Origin of the sequence: uncultured Psychroserpens sp., from assembly GCF_947494225.1 — a bacterium.
Taxonomy (GTDB): Bacteria; Bacteroidota; Bacteroidia; order Flavobacteriales; family Flavobacteriaceae; genus Psychroserpens.
Window position 1 is genome coordinate 311,990 of the sequence record NZ_CANLUG010000002.1, and the last position, 26,581, is coordinate 338,570.

23 protein-coding genes are annotated in these 26,581 nt (G+C 34.0%); 22 read left to right on the forward strand and 1 reads right to left on the reverse strand.

Annotated elements, in window-relative coordinates:
- The first annotated feature begins 4 nt into the window (after positions 1-4).
- The 4 genes from Q0893_RS05450 (at position 5) to Q0893_RS05465 (ending at position 7,790) form a co-directional block, all read left to right on the forward strand.
- Positions 5-1,438, forward strand: coding sequence for an alpha-amylase family glycosyl hydrolase (locus tag Q0893_RS05450; RefSeq protein ID WP_299273120.1), 1,434 nt, complete (start codon positions 5-7; stop codon positions 1,436-1,438).
- A gap of 3 nt (positions 1,439-1,441) precedes the next feature.
- Entirely contained in the window at positions 1,442-3,088 is a 1,647-nt protein-coding gene (locus Q0893_RS05455; RefSeq protein WP_299273123.1) for an alpha-amylase family glycosyl hydrolase, read from the forward strand.
- Positions 3,089-3,095: 7 nt separating this feature from the next.
- A complete protein-coding gene (locus tag Q0893_RS05460) occupies positions 3,096-5,213 on the forward strand; it encodes a glycoside hydrolase family 97 protein (protein ID WP_298900589.1) in 2,118 nt (705 codons plus the stop codon).
- Between the two features lie 183 nt (positions 5,214-5,396).
- Complete coding sequence (locus Q0893_RS05465; RefSeq protein ID WP_298900588.1) at positions 5,397-7,790, forward strand: GAF domain-containing protein; 2,394 nt, start codon at positions 5,397-5,399, stop codon at positions 7,788-7,790.
- Between the two features lie 26 nt (positions 7,791-7,816).
- Here the strand turns inward: Q0893_RS05465 and Q0893_RS05470 are convergent, their stop codons facing one another.
- A complete protein-coding gene (locus Q0893_RS05470; protein ID WP_299273127.1) occupies positions 7,817-9,022 on the reverse strand; it encodes a Pycsar system effector family protein in 1,206 nt (401 codons plus the stop codon).
- Positions 9,023-9,285: 263 nt separating this feature from the next.
- On the opposite strand from Q0893_RS05470, the gene Q0893_RS05475 reads away from it, so the two are divergent.
- From Q0893_RS05475 to Q0893_RS05560, 18 genes are all read left to right on the forward strand, one after another.
- Positions 9,286-10,131: a helix-turn-helix transcriptional regulator gene (locus Q0893_RS05475; RefSeq protein WP_298900585.1), complete on the forward strand. Its 846-nt coding sequence runs from the start codon at positions 9,286-9,288 to the stop codon at positions 10,129-10,131.
- 102 nt (positions 10,132-10,233) lie between these two features.
- Positions 10,234-11,043 (forward strand): helix-turn-helix transcriptional regulator, encoded by an 810-nt coding sequence (locus Q0893_RS05480; protein ID WP_299273132.1) that lies wholly within the window; start codon positions 10,234-10,236, stop codon positions 11,041-11,043.
- Positions 11,044-11,114: 71 nt separating this feature from the next.
- The gene (locus Q0893_RS05485) at positions 11,115-11,501 is read left to right on the forward strand and encodes a hypothetical protein (protein WP_298900581.1); all 387 of its coding nucleotides are present in this window, start codon (positions 11,115-11,117) and stop codon (positions 11,499-11,501) included.
- An 18-nt stretch (positions 11,502-11,519) separates the two neighbouring features.
- Complete coding sequence (locus Q0893_RS05490; RefSeq protein ID WP_299273136.1) at positions 11,520-12,632, forward strand: cytochrome P460 family protein; 1,113 nt, start codon at positions 11,520-11,522, stop codon at positions 12,630-12,632.
- A 22-nt stretch (positions 12,633-12,654) separates the two neighbouring features.
- Entirely contained in the window at positions 12,655-13,266 is a 612-nt protein-coding gene (locus Q0893_RS05495) for a cytochrome P460 family protein (protein ID WP_299273139.1), read from the forward strand.
- 100 nt (positions 13,267-13,366) lie between these two features.
- On the forward strand, positions 13,367-13,834 hold the full coding sequence (locus tag Q0893_RS05500) for a hypothetical protein (protein WP_299273142.1): 468 nt from the start codon (positions 13,367-13,369) through the stop codon (positions 13,832-13,834).
- Positions 13,835-13,927: 93 nt separating this feature from the next.
- A complete protein-coding gene (locus Q0893_RS05505; RefSeq protein WP_299273145.1) occupies positions 13,928-14,284 on the forward strand; it encodes a hypothetical protein in 357 nt (118 codons plus the stop codon).
- A 41-nt stretch (positions 14,285-14,325) separates the two neighbouring features.
- Positions 14,326-15,732 (forward strand): FAD-dependent oxidoreductase, encoded by a 1,407-nt coding sequence (locus Q0893_RS05510; protein WP_298900576.1) that lies wholly within the window; start codon positions 14,326-14,328, stop codon positions 15,730-15,732.
- A gap of 6 nt (positions 15,733-15,738) precedes the next feature.
- Entirely contained in the window at positions 15,739-16,188 is a 450-nt protein-coding gene (locus Q0893_RS05515) for a heme-binding domain-containing protein (RefSeq protein ID WP_298900575.1), read from the forward strand.
- A 21-nt stretch (positions 16,189-16,209) separates the two neighbouring features.
- Positions 16,210-16,605 (forward strand): hypothetical protein, encoded by a 396-nt coding sequence (locus tag Q0893_RS05520; protein ID WP_298900574.1) that lies wholly within the window; start codon positions 16,210-16,212, stop codon positions 16,603-16,605.
- Positions 16,606-16,709: 104 nt separating this feature from the next.
- Complete coding sequence (locus Q0893_RS05525) at positions 16,710-18,272, forward strand: YdiU family protein (protein WP_299273151.1); 1,563 nt, start codon at positions 16,710-16,712, stop codon at positions 18,270-18,272.
- Positions 18,272-18,544 (forward strand): peptide methionine sulfoxide reductase, encoded by a 273-nt coding sequence (locus Q0893_RS05530; protein WP_298900572.1) that lies wholly within the window; start codon positions 18,272-18,274, stop codon positions 18,542-18,544. The genes Q0893_RS05525 and Q0893_RS05530 overlap by 1 nt, the downstream gene beginning before the upstream one ends.
- Complete coding sequence (locus Q0893_RS05535; protein WP_298900571.1) at positions 18,525-18,806, forward strand: DUF427 domain-containing protein; 282 nt, start codon at positions 18,525-18,527, stop codon at positions 18,804-18,806. Before Q0893_RS05530 ends, Q0893_RS05535 begins: the two co-directional genes overlap by 20 nt.
- Positions 18,806-19,333 (forward strand): peptide-methionine (S)-S-oxide reductase, encoded by a 528-nt coding sequence (locus Q0893_RS05540; RefSeq protein WP_298900570.1) that lies wholly within the window; start codon positions 18,806-18,808, stop codon positions 19,331-19,333. Before Q0893_RS05535 ends, Q0893_RS05540 begins: the two co-directional genes overlap by 1 nt.
- A gap of 12 nt (positions 19,334-19,345) precedes the next feature.
- Positions 19,346-20,563 carry a bifunctional alpha/beta hydrolase/OsmC family protein gene (locus Q0893_RS05545; RefSeq protein WP_298900569.1) on the forward strand — a complete coding sequence of 406 codons (1,218 nt, stop codon included), beginning with the start codon at positions 19,346-19,348 and terminating at the stop codon, positions 20,561-20,563.
- A 23-nt stretch (positions 20,564-20,586) separates the two neighbouring features.
- A complete protein-coding gene (gene egtB, locus Q0893_RS05550; RefSeq protein WP_299273158.1) occupies positions 20,587-21,732 on the forward strand; it encodes an ergothioneine biosynthesis protein EgtB in 1,146 nt (381 codons plus the stop codon).
- A 1-nt stretch (position 21,733) separates the two neighbouring features.
- Positions 21,734-22,678 (forward strand): L-histidine N(alpha)-methyltransferase, encoded by a 945-nt coding sequence (locus Q0893_RS05555; protein WP_298900567.1) that lies wholly within the window; start codon positions 21,734-21,736, stop codon positions 22,676-22,678.
- A 33-nt stretch (positions 22,679-22,711) separates the two neighbouring features.
- A complete protein-coding gene (locus tag Q0893_RS05560) occupies positions 22,712-26,434 on the forward strand; it encodes a metallophosphoesterase (protein ID WP_299273163.1) in 3,723 nt (1,240 codons plus the stop codon).
- Positions 26,435-26,581 lie beyond the last annotated feature (147 nt).

Genomic DNA, 26,581 nt, shown 5'->3' on the forward strand with positions numbered 1-26,581 from the left:
TTCAATGAAAAACGTATTAACTATAGCTCTAATTGCACTATTGGTCTGGTCTTGTAAAACAGATAAAAAAGATGGGCCTGTACTCATTGAAGACAAATCATCAGAGGATATTTTAGCACCAATTTCCGAAGATATTTTAGAAAGCGCAATAATTTATGAAGCCAATATTCGTCAATATTCACCCGAAGGCACGTTTCAAGAATTCACAAAAGATATCCCAGAGCTTAAAAAATTGGGTGTTAAGATTATTTGGTTAATGCCTGTGTTTCCAATTTCGGAAACGAAACGAAAGGCAACTGGAGGTCCAGATAGTAAATTTGCTTCAGATTTCCCTGAAGATGAACAAAGCAAATATTTAGGAAGTTATTATGCTGTAACAGATTTCACAAAGATAAATCCAGAATTCGGGACGATAGAAGATTTTAGAGAACTCGTTAATATGGCTCACAAAAATAGTATGTATGTTATCTTAGACTGGGTTCCTAATCATACAGGATGGGATCACGAATGGCTAAAAACCAATCCTGATTATTATACACAAAATGAAGATGGAGAAGTGATTCATCCAGAAGGGACAGATTGGACAGATGTTGCCGATTTAAACTATGATAATAAATCGATGCGTAAAGACATGCTAGACGATATGAGTTATTGGATTACCAAAGAAGGTGTAGATGGGTTTAGATGTGATGTCGCAGGATCGGTACCATTAGATTTTTGGCAAGAAACAATTCCTGAATTACGTAAGCAAAAAGATATTTTTATGCTTGCTGAAGCCTGGGAACCAGAATTAATGAAAGGAAACGACTTGTTTGATATGGCATACGCATGGGATGGTCACCATTTATTGAATAGCTTGGCAAAAGGAGAAAAAAACCTCAAAGATTTTGAGGCCTATACCACCAAGATATTTAAAGACTATGAAACCAATGATATCCTCATGAATTTTGTAACTAATCATGACGAGAATTCCTGGAACGGAACAATTAAAGAGCGCATGGGAGACGCCTCAGAACTCATGACCGTTTTTAGTTATATGCAAAAAGGAATGCCATTAATTTACACAGGCCAAGAGTATGATTTGGCTCACCGACTTAAATTTTTCGAAAAAGATTCTATACCAAAAGTCAAAGGTAAGACATGGCAATTATTAGAAAAGTTAGCCGTACTAAAACAAGAAAATGAGGCGCTACATGGAGGTCGAAATGGAGCTGCCTTTGTGAGTTTAGTGAGTAATAATGAGCATGTGCTAGATATGGTAAGAAAAAAAGGAAAGTCAAAAATTAGATTTATTGGCAACTTTTCTAACAACGAACAAATGTTTAATAGCACAACATCAGGCACATTTGTAGATTTTATGACCGATAGCAACATAGAATTGAAAGCTGGAGAAGCGCTAACACTTCAACCTTGGGAGTATAAAATATTAATACAATAACCTATGAAGCATTTATTTTTGATAGTATGCAGTTTTACGATGATAATTTCTTGTCAAAAAACACCAAAAGAAGCGACAGATGTGAAACCTAAATCGCCTTTTGTTTGGGAAGCTGCGAATTTGTATTTTTTGTTGACAGATCGATTTAATAACGGCGATACAGCTAATGATATTAACTTCGAAAGAACTAAAGAAACAGGAAAACTTCGTGGTTTTAAGGGTGGAGATCTTAAAGGGATAACCCAAAAAATAGAGGAAGGTTATTTTACAGATTTAGGTGTTAACGCTATATGGATGACACCAATTGTAGAGCAAATTCATGGAGGGACAGATGAAGGTACAGGTGTAACATATGGTTTTCATGGGTATTGGACAAAAGATTGGACTGCTATTGACCCTAACTACGGGACAAAAGAAGACTTAAAACAACTAGTGAAAGTGGCTCATGATAAAGGCATAAGAATTCTTTTAGATGCTGTAATTAATCATACTGGGCCAGTGACCGAACAAGATCCAGTTTGGCCAAGCGAATGGGTGAGAACCGAACCTCAATGTCAATACACTAATTACGAGAATACAATTACCTGTACTTTGGTAAAGAATTTACCAGACATTAAAACCGAAAGCAACGAAGCCGTTGAATTACCACCTCAGTTAGTAGAAAAATGGAAAGCAGAAGGACGTTACGAAGAGGAAATCGCAGAACTTAACGCGTTTTTCGAAAGAACGGGTTACCCTAGAGCGCCACGCTTTTATATCATGAAATGGCTAACAGATTATATTACCGAATTTGGAATTGATGGTTATAGAGTTGATACTGTAAAACATACCGAAGAATATGTATGGCAAGAGTTTAAAAATGAATGCGATTACGCTTTTAAAACGTGGAAACAAAATCATAAAAACGAGGTACTCGATAGCAACGATTTTTATTTGGTTGGCGAAGTCTATGGCTATGGAATATCTTCTGGAAAAGCTTATGATTTTGGAGATAGAAAAGTGAATTATTTTGATGACGCTTTTACGAGTCTGATTAATTTTGAACTAAAATGGAATGTTGCTCAGCAATCTAAGGAAGAGGTGTTTAAACGTTACTCAGATGAGTTACATACGAATTTAAAAGGCTACGGTATATTAAATTACTTGAGCTCACATGATGACGGACAACCTTTTGACCCAGAGCGAACAAAGGCATACGAAACAGGAACAATGCTCTTGCTTACTCCAGGAACATCTCAAATATATTATGGAGACGAATCGGCTAGAAGTTTGGTTGTAGATGGTACAATTGGAGATGCGACCTTGCGCTCAATGATGAATTGGGCTGACGTTAAAGGAAATAAAGTGCTAGAACATTGGCAAAAACTAGGACAGTTTAGAGTTAATCATCCTGCTGTTGGTGCAGGAGTGCACCAAATGATTACACAAGAACCTTATGTGTTTTACAGAAGTTTTTCTGACGGAAACTTTAAGGACTTAGTAGTTGTTGGATTAGATTTGCCAAAAGGAAATAAAACAATAAATGTTTCTGAAATATATAAAGATGATGATCTGCTTCATGATGCGTACTCTAATCAAGACGTGACCGTGAAGAACGGAACAGTAACTATAGATTCAGAATTTGATATGGTTCTTTTAGAACAGAAATAATAAAGATATGCGAATAATTATCCCTTTAATCTTAACCTGTTTATTATTTTCTTGTAATGCTTTCGACGAGAAAAAAACCTTTGAAGCAGTGTCTTCAAATGGTCAACTTAAATTGAGTTTTAATCTTTCAGAAGAGGGTCAGCCGTATTATTTAGTAATGCGAGATGGTAATGTCATAATTGACACGTCGTATTTAGGTTTTGAGTTTAAAGATGCACCTGCATTTGATAAGAACTTTATTATTAAAAATTCTGAAACAAAAACGAATATAGAAACTTGGCAGATGCCTTGGGGAGAGCAGAAAGATGTTGTTAATAATTACAGGGAATTAAAAATAATGTTGCAAGAAAAAGTGTCTCCCGAGCGATTTCTTAATGTAGTGTTTAGAGTTTATGACGATGGTGTTGGATTTAGATACGAATTTCCAGAACAGGCTAGACTTAAGGCTGTTGAGATTTTAGAAGAACGCACACAATTTAATTTAACTCAAGATTATAAGACGTTTTGGATACCAGGAGATTGGGATATTTATGAGCACTTATACAGTACAACAAAACTTTCTGAAATTGATGCTTTAAAATATGTTGGTCATGTTAACTTGGCGCAGACTTATATTCCAGAAAACGCTGTCAACACACCTGTGACTATGGTTGGTGACGACGGTACACATTTGAGTTTTCATGAAGCAGCTTTAGTCGATTATTCTGGAATGACTTTGAAAGTTGATACAGACAATCTTAGCCTTGAAAGTCATTTGGTCGGTACAGAGAATAAGCCTTATAAAGTGAAGCGTACATTACCTTTTCACACGCCTTGGAGAACCATTCAAATTACAAATAATGCTCCAGATTTAATTGCATCTAATCTTATCGTAAACCTTAATGAACCAAATAAATTAGGAGATGTATCTTGGATTAAACCTATGAAATATACTGGTGTTTGGTGGGAAATGCATTTAGGAAAATCGTCATGGGATTATGGAATGGAAATGATTGATGGTCAATGGGTAGATACAGGGAAGGCTCATGGCAGACATGGAGCAACAACAGAAAATGTAAAACGATTAATAGACTTTTCCGCTCAAAATAACATTAAGGGTGTTTTGGTAGAAGGATGGAATACTGGCTGGGAGCGTTGGATTGGTTTTGAAGATAGAGAAGGTGTTTTTGATTTTGTAACGACTTATCCCGATTATGATATAGATGAAGTGGTGCGCTATGGAAAAGAAAAAGGTGTCTCCATTATTATGCATCATGAATCTTCTGCAGCAACAGAAACCTATACAAAACAGCAGGATGCAGCCTTTGCATTGATGAAAAAATATGGAATGCATGCCGTAAAAACAGGTTATGTAGGTAAAATTCTTCCGAAAGGAGAATATCATCATGGACAATATATGGTCAACCATTATAACAATACTGTTGAAAAAGCTGCTAAGTACGAAGTTGCGATTAATGCTCACGAGCCTATTAAAGCAACAGGTTTAAGACGAACATATCCTAATACCATTTCGCGAGAAGGGCTTCGCGGACAAGAATTTAATGCTTGGGCTCAAGATGGAGGAAATCCTCCTGAACATTTACCAATTGTGGCATTTACAAGGATGCTGGCTGGACCAATAGATTTTACACCAGGAATTTTCAATATAAAATTTGATGAATATAAATCTGAAAACCAAGTTAACACCACTTTAGCGCAACAATTAGCATTGTATGTTGTCATTTATAGTCCCATACAGATGGCAGCAGATTTAGTAGAGCATTATGAAGCCAATCCAGAGCCTATGCAATTTATAAAAGATGTTGGCGTAGATTGGGACGAAACAAGAGTTTTAAATGGAGAAGTTGGTGACTATGTCACAATTGCACGTAAAGAACGTGAGACAGGTAACTGGTTTTTAGGAAGCATAACCGATGAAAACGCTCGAGACATAGACTTGAGTTTTGACTTTTTGGAGCCTAACCAAGAGTATACTGCTACAATTTATAAAGATGGAAAAGATGCACATTGGGATAAAAACCCGCTTGCGATTACTATTGAAACCATTACAGTTAACCAAAATTCTAAATTAAAATTGAAATTGGCGCAAGGAGGTGGTGTAGCGATTAGTATCATGAAAAAGTAACAACCTTGGATCGTCAGTTTGATTTATTTTTTTGGGATATTTAGTCCTAAATGACCATGATAATTTTTACGAATCTAACTTTATAGAGAATAAATCTTACATTTTTAACATAAATTCTTGTAACATTCTGCCACGAGTGAAGTCTTAATTAATAACGATTTAACTATTAATTCGTAACTTTGCATGCAAGAAACAGTTGGTATGAGTGATATAAATGAGAATATAGAATCTCCATTTAAACTTAAGGTTAGTTTTAATAAACTACTTGAGCACTATGAAGAATTGGCAAAAAGTGAAGATGAATTCATTGCTGCTAAGGCTAGACGTGTCCTTAAAACAGCTGAAGGTTACCCTGAATTAAGTGAAGGGTTTAGCGATCCTTCTATCCTAAAAGAAAGAGAAAAAGAAATTAGTATTATTTTACAAGATTCTTTTAGCCCTGTATTGACAAAAAATGAAATCAAAACAGCGTCAGTTCCTTTCCATAACCTTATTTTTAATTCTTCTGAACGTTTTAAAACCATTATAGAAACGGCAGGTGATGATTTTGAATTAGAAATCAAAAACATGCCTAAGGATGATAAGTATATTATTGCATGTACTATTATCTTAGCATTTTGCTATGGTCACAATATTAATTTCAAAAGACCTTTTTATTATGAAATTCCAGATGCCAATGGTATTATGCAATTTTATAAAATATTATATAATGCAGATTTTACAGAAATTATTCCTGCAAAGAACGCACCAAAAATCACACAAGAAGATGTAGATGAATTATTAGATAATTTCGAGAACATGGCCTTGTGGAAGGAGAAGTTTCCACCTAACAGTTATACCTTTAAAGGATTTGTTATCTCTAATATTTTTAATGTTACAGACGATCAATCTATTTCCAATATCAAAACAACATTAATTGGTGAAGATAAAAGGAAAGACGAAGGATTTATGGAAGACTTTCAAGAAGTTTTTCGATCACTATTAGGCCTTAAAGATATTAAGGTTGGATTTTCAATTTATAATGATGAAGAAGATGCATTTGAACGTGTTTATGGCGTTGCTATGAATAGCTTCTTACTTAATAACTTAGAAGTTAATTCATGTAAAAATGCGCTATGTAGTATGTCTTATGAGACCTTACTTAGAGAAAAGAATTTCTATGCGATTTCTGATGTTGATAGGTATTATGAGCTTTCAAAAGGTAAAGCACCTCAGTATAAAACATTGAAGGACCAAAATATTAAAAGCGCCATATTAGCTCCAATAGCTAATGATGAAGGTTTAATGGGAATTTTAGAAATAGTATCTGAACAACCTAAAGTTCTGAACAGTATAAATGCTAATAAATTGGTAGATGTTATGCCATTTATTGTATCTGCTGTTGAACGTTCAAAAAATGAAGAACAGAACCTAATTGAAGCTATTATTCAGCAAGAATGTACGTCTATACATCCTAGTGTAAATTGGCGTTTTGAAAAGGAAGCAAGACGATTTATTAAGGATCAACTTAATGGAAATGAACCTAGTTTTAATAAAATTGCTTTTGATAATATCTACCCATTATATGGTCAAATTGATATTAAAGGGTCGTCCAATGCAAGAAATTGGGCTACACAACAGGATTTAACTATTCAGTTGAATGCTATTAAAGCAATAATTGAAAATGCACTAAAAATTGAAAACTTACCAATTTACGAGCAATACTTATATCAAATAAATGATTATTTAGATGGGCTCAATACCCATTTTCAGGTGGATAGTGAGCAGCAAATTTCGGCATTTATACGAAAAGATATTGATCCATTATTAGAGCATTTTAAAAATGATAATGAGTTAAGAGGTCAAGTAAAATCTTACTTTGACAGCATAGACGATAAGGTCAATGTGTTGTATCAACATAGAAAGGATTACGATGATACCATTACTTTAGTAAATAAGGAAATGGCAGCACTTTTAGATAAAAAGCAAATAGATGCTCAGGCTATGTATCCTCATTATTTTGAGCGTTTTAAAACCGATGGCGTTGAGCATAACATGTATATTGGAGAGTCTATTACCAAAGAGGATAGTTTCAACCCAATCTATTTGTATAATTTGAGATTGTGGCAATTGCAGGTGATGTGTGAAATGGAGAATGCCTTTTATCTTATGCAATCTGATTTTCCTGTAAAGTTGGATGTAGCATCGATGGTTTTAGTGTTTAATCAACCTTTGTCTATTAGTTTTAGAATGGATGAAAAACAATTTGATGTAGATGGTACTTATAATGCCAGATATGAAATTGTAAAAAAACGTGTTGATAAGGCTTATATTAAAGGAACTACAGAACGGGTTACCCAAAAAGGAAAGATAAGTATTGTATATTCTCAAAAGCAAGACGAAAGAGAATATTTAAGATATGTGAAATTCTTACAATCTAAAAAGTATTTGGATGACGATGTGGAAATTGTAGAATTACAAGATTTACAGGCGGTTACAGGTTTAAAAGCAATACGTGTAAGTGTACTGTACCACACAGATCAAGACGATAAGTCCTTTTATACTTATGACGATTTAATGAAAGAAATTAAGGCCTAATAACCACTATGTTACTTAGGTTCAGATTATTGTCCAGGATGAATTCCTGCGGTCTGAAAAGCAATACCAAAAGCAATTACACTCACAACAATACCTATCATAAAGACTGTGTACGTTGTGCGTAGTAAACTATACTTTCTATTTAAAACGAGACCTAAGAAATATAAATCTTTAGTGAGCGAACTGTAAAGATAATCTCTGTCTTGCATCATTTCGTTCATGGCCCATTCAAACTCATCAAGCTTCATTTTATGAAAGTTTCCGAAGAATAATAAATTAACTTTTTTATCGGCAACATCTTGTTTGTTAAACTTTCCTTGAGTAACGTTTGGTCTTGTGGCTAATACAGATAATACAATAGATGCAACGGTAAACCCAGCAAAAATTACTGTTGGCCAAATGAGGTAGTCGTTTGAAGGGTTATCAAGTTTAGATACTAAATTTGACAATACTAAAGAGATAATAATAGCATTTACAGAAAGCAAAATATTGGCTTTAGTATCGGCAATATCACTTAGAGTGATATGATTTCTAAGTGCTACTCTAAACATGGTTTCAATACCACGTTCCGGCAAATCTAACTTATGCTTTTTAAAACTTAGTTCTGCTTTTTTCTGTTTTAATTTTTCGGTATTTTCTTTAATTTTATTCTGACTTTGTAAAAGGTTAGCTAAGTTTTTTCCTTTACGTTTTTCCCATTTACTTGCAGCTATGTCTGTATAAAATGTGTGATTGGTTAAAAATGAAATGTTATCATTAACCCAATTAGGTTTGGAAATAAACTTGTCTTGAGTTAATTCCCATTCTTTACGTAATAAAGAGGCAAATTCATCGTAGTTTTTACTAGATACATGAGCACAATCAGCATCTCTTATAATGCTTTCCAATTGGTTTTTTGGCTCATAACCCATTTGTGTAGCTAAGATAATATTAGAAATAAGCTCAATAGTAGTTGCTTCAACCTCTTTAGATTTTAAAAAGTGATCCGCAATTTGTACACTTTCTTTTTCATGACCTTCAATCGTTTTTGTAAATCCAGTATCATGAAACCAAGCTGCAATTACTAGAATGTGTTTTTCATCTTCTGAAAGATTGCTACTTTCAGTAAGCTCTTTTACCTTGGAAACTACACGTTGTGTATGTGCAAGATTATGATAAACAAATTTTGGATCTAAATTTTCATTTAAAAATCCTACAACATACTTTTCAGCTTCGAGAACTAAGGTTTCCATAAAGAGTATTGGTTTATTTAGTAAAAATACTAAACTTTAATTAATGCGCGTTTTGCAATCTAATTTGTCGAAAATTAATGGATTACTTTCATCAATGGAAATAGACATATCTGCAATTTTTCATGGAATAACGTCGGTTGTTAAAATATATTACAATTGTATTCAATTTTTTATCACATAGATGTTTTTAAAAAATATAATGTAAGTTTACGGACGCTAGCTCTTTAATTTTCCAATTTAACCTCCACCAAATTTAGTGCACAATGAATTTTAGATACTCTAAACATCCCGAACAAGGAAACTTGGTCTTAACAGACTTTAATTGTGCTTCTTTTGAAAAGAGGCTCGGGGTAGGCGATTATTATAAAATTATATGGGCAAAGGATACAGCAATAAATATGGGTATCGATGGTTATTCAATTACACTTGAAAAAAATCAGGTGTTATTTTGCACGCCTTTTAATATGATTCAAATAGAGCCGTTTTCAAAAGGGGCTATTTCAATAATTTTTGACAGGGAATTTTATTGTATTAGAGATCATGACCATGAAGTGTCCTGTAACGGTTTTTTGTTTTTGGGATCTTCTGCTCCAGCCATTGTAGATTTAACCGAAAAGGAACGAAAGAGTTTTGAACTACATTTTATGTTCTTCGAAGAAGAGTTTGAAACCAAAGATCACGTTCAAGGAGAAATGTTACGAGTTTTACTTAAAAGATTACTTATTAAATCGGTAAGACTTTTAAAGAAGACAATTATCGATCCGTCAATGGAACAGTCTAAGGTTGATATAATAAGACAATTTAATTTACTGGTAGAAGCCAACTTTAAAGAAAAACATAAGGTGTCTGATTATGCCAATTTGCTAAATAAATCACCTAAAACAATCTCTAATCTTTTTACAAAATATAATAACAAAACACCTCTACAAGTCATCAATGATCGGATTATACTTGAGGCAAAGAAATTATTATTGCTTTCTGAAAAATCATCTAAAGAGATTGGATACGAATTAGGTTTTTCTGAAGCATCTCATTTTTCAAAATTCTTTAAAAATCAGGTAGGAACATCTCCTATCTACTTCAAGAAAAATACGTTAAACATCTACTAATTATGTTCTATTTGAGGAAAATCGCCATCTATTCAGGTAGAATGTTTAACGTTTAAGGAGGTCCTTATATCTAGTTTTGTGTATCTAAAAAGAGATACATAAATGCCATCAAAAATTGGATCGTTACATGATTACCCTTATATAGGCTTAAGAGCGTATAAAACAGAAGCGTTTACTATTGAAACTAGAGTAGCTTCAGTTTTGATATGGAATATTAACTGTAGTATAAGTTGCTGTATAAATGATCTGGATATGGTTATTCCGGCTAACACTGTTGTTCTCTTAGATGAAGGCTGTACATTTAGCTGTCAAAGCAATGCCATATCTAAACTAAAGTTAATAGAGTTTAATACCGATATTTTTTCACAATCGATATTACTTTCCTGTGGTTATATTAATAAACTAACACGTAAGGACTTTAGAAATCACACACTTCTATTTCTAGAAAACCGAGAAACGAGATTAATAGAAACTATGTTTTCACTCGTAGAACGTGAAATAACAAACCCTTGTATAGACATAGATAAATTGAAGACATCAATATGTTCTACTTTAAAGACATCGTTGCTCGAGAAATTCGAGGATGATGACAATTACATAAATTATTTTGGAGAATTATTGGGCGCGCAGTTTAATATATTTCATAATGTTTCAGATTACGCTTCGCAATTGGATATTGAACCTAAAACCTTACTCAGGTTGTTTCAAAAAAACAAACTCAAAAATCCAAGTGACATTATTAAGGAAAAACTCTTACTCGAAAGTAAAAAACTAATTGTTTATACAAATAAGAGTATAAGGGAAATTTGTTTTGAAGTAGGGTTTTATGACCCAGCCTATTTCTCTCGGTTTTTTAAAAAACATCTAGGTGTTACAGCAAAAAAATTCAGACAACAATATGCAAAGTGTTAAGTCATAGTGTAATATGGAAAAAAGTGCAACATAATAGGATTTCAATAGGTTAATTTTAACATATTTTATTTATGGATTTAGTAAACGACAATACGATTAAAACATATGAAAATGACAATCAGGATTTGTTCTTTATGCTTCTTAAGAATCAAAAAATAGAAGAAGCTATTAATCGCTATATCGATGACTATCTAGAAGTAAATTATAATAACAAGCAACGTTTCATTCCAAAACAAACTTGGGTTAAATACATAAAGAAAACCATTTTAAATAATGCCACCGAGGTTGTTCAATTTAAAATTGAAAAAGCTAAAACTAAAAATGAAATGTACATGTTTAAGATTTTTATGATTTGCAAAAAAATGAAAGGAACATTCGATTTGACCGAAATTCAAATTGGTAACCTCTGGAATAATAATTACATCAATAAATTACATTTTAAACTTACTAATTACTAACCAAAAACAAATAAAATTATGCTTACAAAAACCTATAAAATATGTTTGCTCATTACCATGATAGCTGTAGTTACATGGTCATGTAAAAACGAAGGTGAAGGATATCAAGACATCTCCTATTTTACTATGAATAGTGCTGGAGATCTAGAACGACCACAAGATTACAGGTCTTGGGTGTATGTTGGGACTCCAGTTACTCCAAATGACATGAATGGAGGGAAAGCAGCTTTTCCAGAATTTCATAATGTCTATATTGATCCCATGAGCTATGACCATTGGAAAGAACATGGAACATGGAGAGAAGGAACAATTTTAGTAAAAGAACTGATAAGTGTTGGAGGCAAGTCTGCTGCAAGTGGTAGTGGTTATTTTATGGGAGAATTCATTGGGTTAGAAGCCACTATTAAAAGCAAAAAACATTTTCCTAACGAACCTGGAAATTGGGCATATTTCAGTTTTACAAATCCCGAGGGAGGAGATTTAGCCAATACAGGTAAAGCCTTTGAGACAAAAATGTGTAATTCGTGCCATAATACAAGTGCTGCAGACGATTTCGTATTTACACAGCACTATCCAATTTTGTCGGCAGCAAAGGCCGTTGGAGCAACAATTACTCCAGAGAATGCATCGGCTCGAATGGCGTCGGCTGAGGCAAAACCTAAAGTTGGAAAATGGGAAGCATCTGCTCCAACACCCGAAAACTTAACATTAGAAATTCCTTTAGGGAAAGCACAATTATTTGCCTATCTGAAATCGGGTAAATATAAAAGCTATACGAACCAAGAAAAAGAACTACATCCATCTTTAGGTCCACATCAAAAATTGGGATTACCAGTTAAAGTGTTTATAAATAACATCCTTGCTGAATCATTAGAAAATGGAAATGAAGAACACCCATTGGGTTCTGTTGTTATAAAGGAAATGTATGATGCCGATGAAAACCCTGCTGGCTGGGCAGTAATGGCTAAAACAAACGATAAATCTGATGATGGAAATGGATGGTTTTGGTATGAAGTAACTGATTCCTCAGATGCCGATAAAATTGCCGCTATAGGTAACGGTGTTGAAGGTTGTGTAAGCTGTCATACTATTGGAAAAGATATGGTTAGAACAGCATTTCCATTACAATAATAATTAAAAACTAATTTCAAAAATGACTAAATTAAAGCACATACTAGTAGTAATGATGGTTATGATAATTATAACATCATGCAAAGACAATGACGCCTACGTAAAGGCCACATATTTCACAATGGATTCTAATGGTGAGTTAGTACGCCCTGTAGATTACAGAACTTGGATATATGTAGGAACACCATTAACTCCTAATGATATGAACAATGGCAAGGCGGCCTTCCCAGAGTTCCATAATGTTTACATTGATCCCATGAGTTATAAACATTATAAAAAGACAGGTGTTTGGAGAGAGGGCACGATTCTTATAAAAGAACTGGTTAGTGTAGGTGGTAAATCGGCTGTCAGTGGTAGTGGTTATTTTATGGGTGACTTTATTGGGTTAGAAGCCACTATTAAAAGTAAAGAGCATTTTCCTGATGAGCCTGGGAATTGGGCTTATTTCAGTTTTACCAACCCAACCGAAGGTACTTTAGCAGCCACAGGTAAACCTTTCAAAACAGCGCAATGTAATTCGTGTCATAATACGAGTGCTGCAGATGATTTTGTGTTTACACAACATTATCCAGTGTTAAGAGCAGCGAAAAATGTTGGCGAAGAGGTTACACCAGAAAACACGGCAAAACGTTAATAGCATACATTGGTTTATTGAACTATTTTCATAAATAGTTTTAGTGTCGCCCAAAAGCAGATAATGTGTATGCTTTTGGGCTTTTTTTAAGAGTTGATATATGGTAAAAAAAACAATCGTCCTGGTTTGTATAATGTTTATATGGCATTCAACAAAAGCCCAGGATCATAATATTAAAGAGCCTGGATTAGAATTGGTGCTTTCCGGATTATCTATTTACAATACCGAGACGGACTTAAGTGATTTTGCAACTGAAATTCATCTTACACATTGGACTACCCATAAATGGGCTTTTGGTGTTGGATATACTTTTGTGTTTGAAGATAATCAAAGAGTTGGTCATGAGATTGCCGCATTGGTAAGTCATAAACCGTGGCCATTTTTAACTGTTAATACTGGGCCAAGTATATCATTGCCAAACTCTCATAAAGACACCGAATTATCGGGCTATTTAGAATCTGAATTTGCATTTACACTTGGAAAAATTCACTTAGGACCAACAGCTGGAGTATTAGTTGGGCAAGACTTTAGGGTTTTTGGTGGTTGGCACTTCAGTTATGAATTTTAAGGAAAAAAATACAATTTGTTAGGAAAAATAGATACGCCAATTCGCCAAGTCGTACCTTAAATTTGTAGTATTAATAATTTAAAATAAAATCAAATGGAAAATCAAATTGAAAATAATCTAAAACATATTCATTCATTATTAGCTAAAGGTGAGTTTATAGAAGCTATGGAAGCGTATTTACACGACGACGTACAATTGCGCGAAGGAAATGGAGAGCCAAAAATTGGAAAAGCATATTGTGTAAAGTTTGAAGATGACTTTATTAATAATGATTTAGAAGAGTTTATAGGTTATGAAGTTGGAAATTATGCTGTAAAAGGAGATCATTCATTCTATGACGCGATAATGACACTAAAACTTAAAGATGGAACGACAATGGTGTCTGAGCAAATTGTAGCTACCGAATGGAAAGATGGTAAAATATATAGAGAAAGATATTACCATTCATAAGGCAAGTTAACAACCATAACATTTACATAAACTTATACACAATGAATGACATTATACTTTATGGAGCAGATTGGTGTCCAGACTGTCGACGAGCCAAATCATATTTAAAAGAAAACAATATTGATTACACCTTTATAGATGTCGATTTGGATAAAGATGCGACGGCCAAAGTAGAGGCAATAAATAATGGAAAACGCATTATTCCAACACTAATCATTAATGAAAAATCGTATACCAATCCTGAAAATGTAGAATTGGCAGCAGTGTTAGGACTAAATGATCAAGGTCATGTACAATTATTTGGAGCAGATTGGTGCCCAGATTGTAGACGTGCTAAACGTTTTTTAAGAGATAATGGTGTTAATTTTCAATTTATAGATGTAGATGTACATGATTGGGCTACTCAAAAAGTTGAAGAGATTAATAATGGAAAACGTATTATTCCAACCATATTAATCGATAATCAACCTTATACAAACCCAGATAATGCAGAGCTCACAAAACTACTTTCCATAAATATGGAAAAGGAACATAAGGTTTTTGATACAATCATTATTGGAGGTGGAGCCGCAGGTCTAACAACTTCAATCTATGGACAACGAGATCGATTTGATACGTTGATTTTAGAAAAATCTACAATTGGAGGGAATGCTTTTTTAACAGAAAAAATTGAAAACTATCCTGGCTTTCAGTCTATATCTGGACCTAAATTAATGGAGAAAATGGAAGAGCAAGCCCAAACGTACGGAGCAGTTATTAAAACAGGGGAAGAAGTTATTGGCATTGAAAAACAAGACAATGTGTTTGAAGTCCAAACAAAAAGCACAACGTACTTAGGGAAAACAGTTGTTTTGTCGACAGGATCTACATATCGAAAGTTAGAAATACCTAATGAAGAGGAATTGATTGGATCTGGAATTCATTTTTGCGCAACATGCGATGGTGCCTTTTATCGAGATAAAGATATCATAGTTATTGGAGGAGGAAATTCGGCACTTGAAGAAGGTATATTTTTGGCTGGATTTTGTAAAAGCGTTAAAATTATTCATAGGTCGGAAGCGTTTAGTGCATCTGAAACCTATATAGAAAAGTTGAAATCAATGGATAATATATCAACTTTTATGAATAAAACAGCGCTCGAATTCACATCAAACGGAAATGATCTTTTTGAAGGTCTAAAGGTGAAGGATAATCTCACCAATGAAATATCAACTATCAAGGCAGATGGTGCGTTTATTTTTATTGGCTTAATCCCAAATACCCAATCGTTTAAAGATGTCGTTGAGTTGGATGAGCGTGGCTTTATAAAAACAACAAATTTAGCTGAAACATCTGTTGAGGGTATTTTTGCTGCCGGAGATTGTAGAGAAGGCGCAATAGCGCAGGTTGCAGCAGCAACAGGAGAAGGTGTGTTAGCCAGTTATGGTATTAGAAACTATTTGAAATAAAAAAGAATGGTGGTCTCAGTCAAAAGGAAAATTCTAATCATTTTAGCTCTTGGTTTTATTGGAATACAATTGTATAGACCTCATAAAAATGATCAATTAGCTGAAACTTTGGATGATTTCTTAATTAAAGAGAAGGCACCAGAAAACGTAAAGAAGCTCATCAAAAATTCGTGTTATAATTGTCATTCTAATGCTACTAATTATTTCTGGTATGATCATATTGCTCCCATAAGTTGGATTGTAGATAATCATATAAAAGAAGGTAAAGAACAGCTTAATTTTTCGACTTGGGCAACATTAGATAGCAGAGATAAACTTGGGGTTATTTCAGAAATTGCCGTGAACATAACAGAGGATAAAATGCCATTGCCATCTTATATTAAAATCCATAGCGATGCCAAATTGTCGGAAAATGAAAAGCAACAAATTTTAGAGTGGCTTTATACTATAGAATAGAACATTTTTATGCACTAAATTATGAACTGGTATTTACCAATTACGATTATTCCAGGATTAGGAATGTTAATCTTGTCTACAACCTCTCAAATGATGACTTTGAGTTCTGAGATTGGCAGCTTGCTGTCTAATAAGTGCTCCTCATATCAACATAAAATTTCTGAACGAAAAATTAAACAACTTGGATTGCTTACAAGAGCTAGTGCCTTGTTGTATCTTGCAACCGGTTGTTATGTGTTGTCTGGTATATTGGGAGTTGTTTTTGAAACCGAAGCGATATTGAGTGTCCCGAGTATAGCACTTTATGTAGGTACAGTATTGGTTTTTGTTGCCATCAGCTTGCTTATTATTTACGCCTTCAAAGCGGTTAAAATAAGAAGAGATCAATTTGAGAATAATCATAACTTAGAGTCTTAATTATTAAGATTAAAGTAACGTAACTTTGTTAAAGAAGAATTATGTAACTTATATGTGCATTGAATTAACATAAAATCATATCGCACAAGACGATGTGCTATACTATGAAACTAAATCTAAAACAGTCATTTATTCAAGAATTACCAGCCGATCCTATTCTAGAAAATTCTAGACGTCAGGTTAAAAATGCTTGTTTTTCGTATGTAACACCAAAGCAGACGAGCGCTCCCAAAATCCTTCATGTTTCAGATGAAATGTCTCAGGCTTTGGGAATTTCTGAGGCAGATATACAGAGCGAAACTTTTGCTAATATATTTACAGGGAATAAAGTGCTAACCAATACACAGCCATATGCTATGTGTTATGGTGGTCACCAGTTTGGTAATTGGGCAGGGCAATTGGGAGATGGACGAGCGATTAACTTATTCCAAGTAGAGCATCATAACAAATTATGGACAGTACAGCTTAAAGGCGCAGGTGAAACGCCATATTCTAGATCTGCAGATGGGCTCGCAGTATTGCGGTCTTCTATTAGAGAGTATTTATGTAGCGAGGCCATGCATCATTTGGGAGTGCCTACAACTCGGGCTTTGTCACTAGCATTGTCTGGAGATGAGGTATTACGCGATATGCTATATGATGGCAATTCGGCCTACGAAAAAGGCGCCATAGTATCTCGTATTGCTCCGTCGTTTTTACGTTTCGGAAGTTTCGAAATCTTTGCTGCAAGACAAGATCACGAAACACTTAAAACCTTAACCAATTATACCATAAAACAGCACTTTCCAAACTTAGGAGATCCTTCTAAAGAAACTTATATTCAGTTTTTTTCGGAAGTAGCACAACGTACTCTAGATATGATTATACATTGGCAACGTGTTGGTTTTGTGCATGGTGTAATGAATACAGATAACATGTCTATTCTTGGTTTAACCATAGATTATGGACCTTATGGATGGTTAGAAGGTTTCGATTTTGGATGGACGCCAAATACAACAGATAAACAGCATAAACGATATCGTTATGGTAATCAACCTAATATTGGGCTTTGGAATTTATACCAATTGGCTAATGCATTATTTCCATTAATTGAAGAAGTTGAACCTCTTGAAGCTATTTTAGAACAGTATAAATCCGATTTTGAAAAAAAATCGTTGGCAATGATGAAGACTAAATTAGGTTTAGAGAAACAAGACGACAAAGATGATATATTAGTCCAAGATTTAGAAGATGCTTTAGTATTAAGCGAAACCGATATGACCCTGTTTTTTAGACTTCTAAGCCAATTTAAAAAAGGAGATGCTAAAGGAGGTTTGGACTTGGTAAAGGAGTCATTTTATGTGCCAAATGAAATATCTGATGCTGTGGCTCAGCAATGGCGTGATTGGTTTGAGCGCTACAATTCTAGGTTAATCAAGGAGGCGCTTTCTGACGCCGAAAGGCAGTCTAAAATGAATACCGTAAATCCTAAATACGTGCTCAGAAATTATATGGCGCAATTGGCGATAGATGACGCAAATAAAGGAGATTATGAACAAATTAACGAACTGTTTCAACTTTTAAAACGACCATATGATGAGCAGCCAAAATACGAGAAATGGTTTGCCAAAAGACCAGATTGGGCGAGACATAAAGTAGGATGTTCTATGTTATCATGTAGTTCGTAATGAGTATTCTAAATCGTATAAAGTTGTTGCCAAAAGGTTATGTAGAGGTTCTTTTTCAAAAGAAAAAATATGGAGTTACAAGAGACGATTTTAATGAAGGGAAAAGTATAAAAGTATATGCTAAAGAGTTGGCTGGTAATGATGTAATCAGCTTAAATTATTATATAACATCGGAGAAAGAATTACTGAAGCCATGCGAAATGCCAAACCAGAAAGTAATTCAGTTTTTAAACAATTTTAAATTAATAGAAGATGAAAGCCATTTGGAATGATCAAATTATAGCAGAGAGTGACGATACTATCGTGATAGAAAACAATCATTATTTTCCACCCGAAAGTATTAAGAAAGAATTTTTTAAATCAAGTGAAACCCATACTACATGTGCTTGGAAAGGAGAAGCATCCTACTATACTTTGGATGTAAACGGAAAAGAAAATAGAGATGCGGCGTGGTATTACCCTGAGGTATCTCAGTTAGCTAAATCTATTAAAGGGTACGTAGCGTTCTGGCGAGGTGTCGAGGTTATTAAGTAATGATTGCAGATGAGAAAATAGGTTTAGGAGGCGGTTGTCATTGGTGTACTGAAGCTGTATTTCAGTCATTGAAAGGTGTTATTTCTGTAGATCAAGGTTATTTGGCCTCAACTGATGAATTTTCGAGTTTTTCTGAAGGCATAATTGTCACTTACGATCCAGATACGATTAACATTAGCTTGTTGATTGAAATACATTTATTAACGCATAAGAGTACCAAAAATCACTCAATGAGGTCGAAATATCGCTCAGCAATTTATACGTTTTCCGAACAGCAAAACACCGAAGTAAATCAGATTTTAACAACATTGAACAAAGAAAGAGATGGTGCGTTAATAACGCTGGTTTTAGAGTTTCTAAAGTTTAAACCATCTAGAGAAGAGATTACCAATTACTATTTTAATAACCCTAAAAAACCATTTTGTGAATCCTTTATAAACCCTAAGTTGATACTGTTGCTTAGGAATTATGCTAATGCCATTAAACAAGACAAATTAGACCATTTAAAAAAGGAGATAACAGCATAAAAAATAATAAATATGAGTAACGAGCGATTAAAAATAGAAAACAAAAAAGGCCATAAGTTACAGGCATATTTGGAGTTGCCAGCCAATCAAAAACCACATTATTTTGCCATTTTTGCACACTGCTTTACATGTAGTAGCGCATTAAACGCAGTAAAAAATATTAGCAGATCTCTTACTAATCATGGCTTTGGAGTTGTAAGATTCGATTTTACCGGTTTAGGACGAAGTGAAGGAGAATTTGCTGAAAGTCATTTTTCTGCCAACGTTGATGATCTCATTGCGGTTAATGATTATCTCGCTAAAAATTATAAAGCGCCTTCATTACTTGTTGGGCATTCACTAGGTGGAGCTGCAGTTTTAGTGGCGGCTTCAAAATTAGATAATATAAAAGCCGTAGCTACTATTGGAGCGCCTTCAACAGTGAGTCATGTAAAACATTTATTTTCTCATGGTATCGAGGAGGTAAAAGAAAAAGGTAAAGTTGAAATTAACATTGGAGGAAGGCCCTTTAAAATTGACGATGAATTTGTCTCTGACTTCGATAAAACCGATCTGCCTTCGATTGTAAAGTCTTTGAGAAAACCACTACTAATCATGCATTCACCTACAGACACCATTGTTGGTATTAAAAATGCAGAACAGTTATATCATAATGCACATCACCCTAAAAGTTTTATAACTTTAGATCATGCAGACCACTTGCTGTCTAACACAAGAGATAGCCTGTATGCTGGTAATCTAATAGGGAGTTGGGTGCAACGTTATTTTGAGCCTGAAGAAAACCTTATGTTAGATACTGATGGAGAACAATTGGTTGCTCATTTGAATCTAAAAGAAAATAATTTTACAACAACAATTCAAACAGCAAAGCACAATTTCATTGCAGATGAACCCGAAAGTGTTGGTGGTGATGATTTTGGACCTTCACCTTATGATTTTCTGAGTGCTGGACTTGCAGCTTGTACTGTAATGACTTTAAAATTATATGCAGAACGTAAGCAATGGGATTTACAAGAAGTGTATGCTCACATAACATATTCTAAGAAGCACAGTGACGATTTAATGTTAGATTTAGAAAAGCCTACAAGAATTGATCATTTATCTAAAAAGTTGACTTTTATTGGTAACTTAGACGATAAGCAAAAACAACGTTTAAAAGAGATTGCTTCAAAATGCCCTGTACATAAAACACTACAAAATGAAGTGATTATTGACACAGAACTTATTTAATTTAAAACTTTCATCATCAATCAATGACATTAAAACATTCGTATATAGAAACACGACAGCGATTTATAACGTTATGCAGAACACTTAAAACTGAAGATTATTCTGTACAACCAGCTGTTTTTGTTTCACCTCCTAAATGGCATTTGGCCCACAGTACTTGGTTTTTTGAGCAGTTTGTGTTGTCGGCACATAAACCAAATTATAAAGTTTTCGATATAGATTTTGCCTATTTATTTAATAGCTATTATAACAATGCCGGAGAACGCGTATTGAGACCTAATAGAGGTTTAATGACACGACCAACGGTTGATGAAGTGTATCAGTATAGAGCCTATGTTGACCAACAAATGCTTGAGTTTTTGTCTGAAACTATTTCAGAAGATATCAAAGCAATTATTGAACTAGGCTTACAACATGAACAACAGCATCAGGAGTTGTTTTATTATGATATCAAATATATTTTAGGAAATCAACCAACCTTTCCAACTATTGAGAATGCTATCCGACTTTCAGAAATTGACCAACCAGAAGAATGGCATAAAATAGATGAAGGTATTTATAGCATTGGACATGACGAAGATTCATTTTGCTATGACAATGAGCTTGGTAGACATAAAGTATATCTAAATGAGTTTGAAATCTCTAATCGATTAGTAACTAATGAAGATTATATCAACTTTATAGATGACCAAGGTTATACTAATTTTAATCTATGGCATGCCGAAGGGTGGGATTTTATACAACAACATGGAATTCAAGCACCAGAATATTGGCATAAAGTAGATGGTAAATGGCATCAATACACCTTAGAGGGTTTTCAAGAAGTTAATCTTAAAAACCCAGTAAGCCATTTGAGTTTTTATGAAGCATATGCTTTTGCCGAATGGAAACAGATGCGTTTACCAACAGAATTTGAATGGGAAGTGGCATCAAAACAGTTCAACTATGGCGAACTTTGGGAATGGACTAATAGTGCCTACTTACCTTATCCTAATTACTCAAAAGCTCCTGGAGCAATTGGAGAGTATAATGGCAAATTTATGATTAATCAAATGGTGCTTAGAGGTGCTTCGGTAGCAACCGTAAATGGTCATAGCAGACCTACGTATCGCAATTTTTTTCACCCTGAAATGAGATGGCAATTTTCAGGAATAAGACTGGTAAAATAATATGAACAATACCTTTGCAAAAGACATAATAGAAGGACTAACCGCAGAACAAAAACATTTGTCTTCTAAATATTTTTATGATGACAATGGAAGTCGCATATTTCAAGAAATTATGCAGATGCCTGAGTATTATCTGACTGATGCTGAATTTGAAATTTTGTCGCTTCAAGCGCAACAAATAGTTGAAAATTTAGACTTTAATGAGCCTTTTAATATTATCGAATTAGGTGCTGGTGACGGATTTAAAACATTTAAGCTTTTAGAATATTTAGTAAATGAAAACGTCGATTTTAATTATGTCCCTATTGATATATCTCAAGAAGCTATTACGATTTTAACCCAAAAATTAAAGTCGCGATTACCACAACTGTCTATAACACCTAAAATTGGTGATTACTTTGAAATCCTTGATGAAACCTCAAAAACTAATACGCCAAGTTTGCTTTTGTTTTTAGGAAGTAATATTGGTAATTATACCCCAAGTGATACCATTAATTTGCTTAAACTTTTTAATCAAAATATGAGTATTAATGATAAATTACTCATTGGTATGGATTTGAAAAAAAATCCAATTACAATACACAATGCATATTATGACAAAACTGGTGTGACCAAACGTTTTAACCTAAACCTTTTACTTCGAATTAACCGCGAATTTGACGCCGATTTTAAGATCGATGATTTCGATTTTTATTGTCACTATAATCCTTTAAATGGCGAGGTTAGAAGTTATATTGTAAGCTTAAAAACGCAGACAATAGAGATCAAAAAATTGAATACAACTATCGCCTTTGAGCAAAATGAACTTATATGGACAGAGCTTTCAAAAAAATATGCTATTTCAGAAATAGAACAATTGGCTCAAAACACAGACTTTAGTGTTAAAAAACACTTTTTAGATTGCAAGCACTATTTTACCGATAGTCTATGGGAGAAATTATCGTAAGAATCAATATCTTTAAAAATGAAAACCATCCAAATGAAAATCTTCAAGAAATTAATAACATTAGTTGTTGTAGGGGCGCTTTTAAACGCCTGCGCAACATATAAGGCACAATATGATTTCACAAAGACACAGGAGACTGAGATCAGTGAAGACGTAAAAAAGTACTTTAATACCTATCCAGAGGGTAAAGAGATTGATCATACGTTTTACCTAATTGGAGATGCAGGGAACTCTCCAGAGGGAGAATTGTCAGAAGGTTTAAGTGCTTTTAAAAAGGAATTAGAAGGCGCATCGAAAAATAGTACAGCCATTTTCTTAGGCGATAATATTTATCCTAAAGGATTACCTAAAAAAGGAGAAGAATCTAGAGCATTTGCAGAATATCAACTTAATGCACAAACAAGTGTTGTTAAAGATTTTAAAGGAAAAACTATTTTTTTACCAGGGAACCATGATTGGTATAGTGACGGCGTTAAAGGTTTGAAACGCCAAGAGAGATATATTGAAGATAAGTTAGGAAAGAATACATTTTTACCAGAAAACGGATGCCCATTAGAAAAGGTTAATATCTCTGAAGATATTGTTATGATTTTGGTAGATTCTGAATGGTATTTAACCAATTGGGATGACCATCCTACAATTAATGATGATTGCGATATCAAGACACGAAATAAGTTCTTTGATGAATTCGAAAGTTTAATAAAGAAAGCTCGGGGTAAAACTACTATTGTTGCCTTACATCATCCTATATTTACTAATGGTTCACATGGAGGACAATTTTCATTTGGAAGTCATATGAAGCCAATTCCAATTTTAGGAACCCTTAAAAATATCATTAGAAAAACAGGAGGGGTTACTACTGTAGATGTACAGAATAAATTGTATAACCAACTTAGAAAGCGCATTATCACTTTATCACAAGAAAATGATAAGACTATTTTTGTTTCAGGACATGAACATAGTTTACAGTATATAGTTCAAGATAATTTACCTCAAATTGTGAGTGGGTCTGGTTCTAAAGTGTCAGCAACTCGAAATGTACAAGGAGGTCAGTTTTCTTATGGAACTCAAGGATATGCTGTGCTCGATGTATTTAAAGATGGTTCTTCTTTTGTCCGTTTTATTAAAGCATCAAATGACGAAACTGTTTTTCAAAAGGAAGTACACGCTCCTGAAATAGAAGTAGCAAGTGTTAATTATAATGATAACATTGCTAAACAAGCAATAGCATCAATCTACACTAAAGAGGAAACCACAAAAGGAGGACTCTATAGAGCGCTTTGGGGAAAGCGATATAGAGACGAGTTTAGTCAAAATATTTCTGCACCAACAGTAAACCTTGATACACTTTTTGGAGGTTTAAGACCTACTCGAAAAGGAGGAGGACATCAATCAAAATCTGTTAGACTAGAAGATAAACAAGGTAGGGAATATGTAATGAGAGCACTGCGTAAAAACGCTGTTCAATACTTACAAGCCGTTGCCTTTAAAGATCAATATATTGAAGGACAATTTGATGATACATACACTGAAGGTTTACTGCTAGATGTTTTTACAGGATCTCACCCTTATGCACCTTTTACAATAGGAACATTGTCTAAAGCAGTAGGTGTATATCACACAAACCCTGTGTTATACTATATTCCTAAACAAGAAGCATTAGGGATATATAACGAGGAGTTTGGAGATGAACTATATATGATTGAAGAACGGGCTTCTGATGGTCATGGAGACAAAGCAAGCTTTGGGTTTTCAAACGAATTGATAAGTACAGATGATCTATTAAAAGAACTACATGAAGATGAAGATCATATTTTGGATGAAGCCGCCTATATTAGAGCACGCTTATTCGATATGCTTATTGGAGATTGGGATAGACATGAAGATCAATGGCGTTGGGCCAAATTTAAAGAAAATGGGAAAACAATTTATCGACCAGTACCAAGAGATCGGGATCAGGCCTTTTCAATTATGGCCGATGGAACATTGCTAAGTTTTGCAACAACTGTTGTACCCGCTTTGCGCTTAATGAAGAGTTATGACGAAGAATTAAAAAGCCCTAAATGGTTTAATTTAGAACCCTATCCATTAGATATGGCCTTGATAAATGAATCTGATAGGGAGGTTTGGAATGCTCAAGTGCAACATATTGTTGCCAATCTTACAGATGATGTCATAGATGAGGCGTTTACATATTTTCCTTCGGAAGTTAATCAAGAAACTATTCAGACCATAAAACGGAAATTACAAGGAAGACGATCAAATCTGCAAAAAATATCGGATGAGTATTATGAGCACATTAACATGTTTGGACTCATAAAAGGAACAGACAAAGATGATTGGTTTGATATTGAAAGATTACCAAATGGAAATACAAGAGTAACGGCTTATAGAATTAAAAAAGGTGAAAAATCGGATGTTTTTCACGAGCGAACCTATACCTGTGAAGACACCAAAGAGATTTGGATTTATGGTTTGGACGACGACGATGTGTTTAAGGTTTATGGTGAAGGAAATAAACTTATAAATATTAGGCTCATTGGTGGGCAGAATAAGGATAGCTATGATGTTCAAAATGGGAAGCGTGTAAAAATTTACGATTATAAGTCAAAAGAAAGCGAGTTTATTACCAAAAATGGCCGCATTAAATTAACCGACGACTACGAAACCAATGTATACGATTATAAAAAATTAAAAAATAGTAGTAATCAATTTATACCAACATTGGGAGCAAACCCTGATGACGGTTTTAAAATTGGATTTTCAAATACGCTTACTAATTATGGATTTGAACGTAATCCATTTACATCTCAACATACGTTTTCGGCGGCTTACTATTTTGCAACAGAAGGATTTGATTTGGGTTATAATGGTGAGTTTGCTAATGTGGTAGGCGATATGAATTTAGGTATACAAGCACATTTTACAAGTCCTAATTATGCGGTTAACTTCTTTGGTCTTGGAAATGAATCTGTAAACCCTGAGGCTGATGAAGATGATGGCTTAGATGTGGATCTTGATTATAACCGTGTCAAAATAAGAACGTTTAAAATTGCGCCTTCATTAATTTGGAGAGGGAGACTAGGTGCTAGTTTTAAAGTTGGTATTAGTTACGAATCTAACGAGGTAGAGCGAACAGAAAACCGCTTTATAGCCTTATTACCTGCTAATAATGCCGTATTTGATAAACAAGATTTTTATGGTATAGAAGCAAAGTACCAATATGCAAATACAGATAATGCCGCTTTTCCAACGTTGGGAATGATGATTGCACTGGAAACGGGATATAAAAATAATGTAAGCACATCAAGTGGTTTTGGTTACATTATTCCGGAGTTAAGTTTCGATTATAAATTGGTGCCAAGTGGTCAACTGGTGTTGGCTACTAAACTTAAAGGACAAATCAACTTAGGTGATGATTTTGAGTTTTATCAAGGTGCCAACTTAGGAGCAAATGAAGGTCTTAGAGGCTACAGAAATGAACGTTTTATAGGAAATAGTACTTTTGTGCAAAGTACAGATTTAAGACTCAACCTACGTAAGGTCAAAACAGGATTACTTCCATTAAATATTGGGTTTTATGGAGGTGTAGATTATGGTCGCGTATGGCTAGATGGAGAAGATTCAGATCGCTGGAACAATTCTTTTGGAGGCGGTATTTTTGCAAATGCAGCAGATATGATTACAGCTAATCTTTCAGCATTTAATAGTGATGATGGTTTACGTATTGCCTTTAAATTAGGCTTTGGGTTTTAACCATATAGACGTGAAGCCAAAAATTAGATGATAAAAACTTACATGACTTTAAAAGATAAAAACTGATGAAATAGAATTAAAAATAACAAACCTTTAAGAAATTGCTTATACTAAATTGGATAAAATGTAGTTTGCTCTAATGCAAAA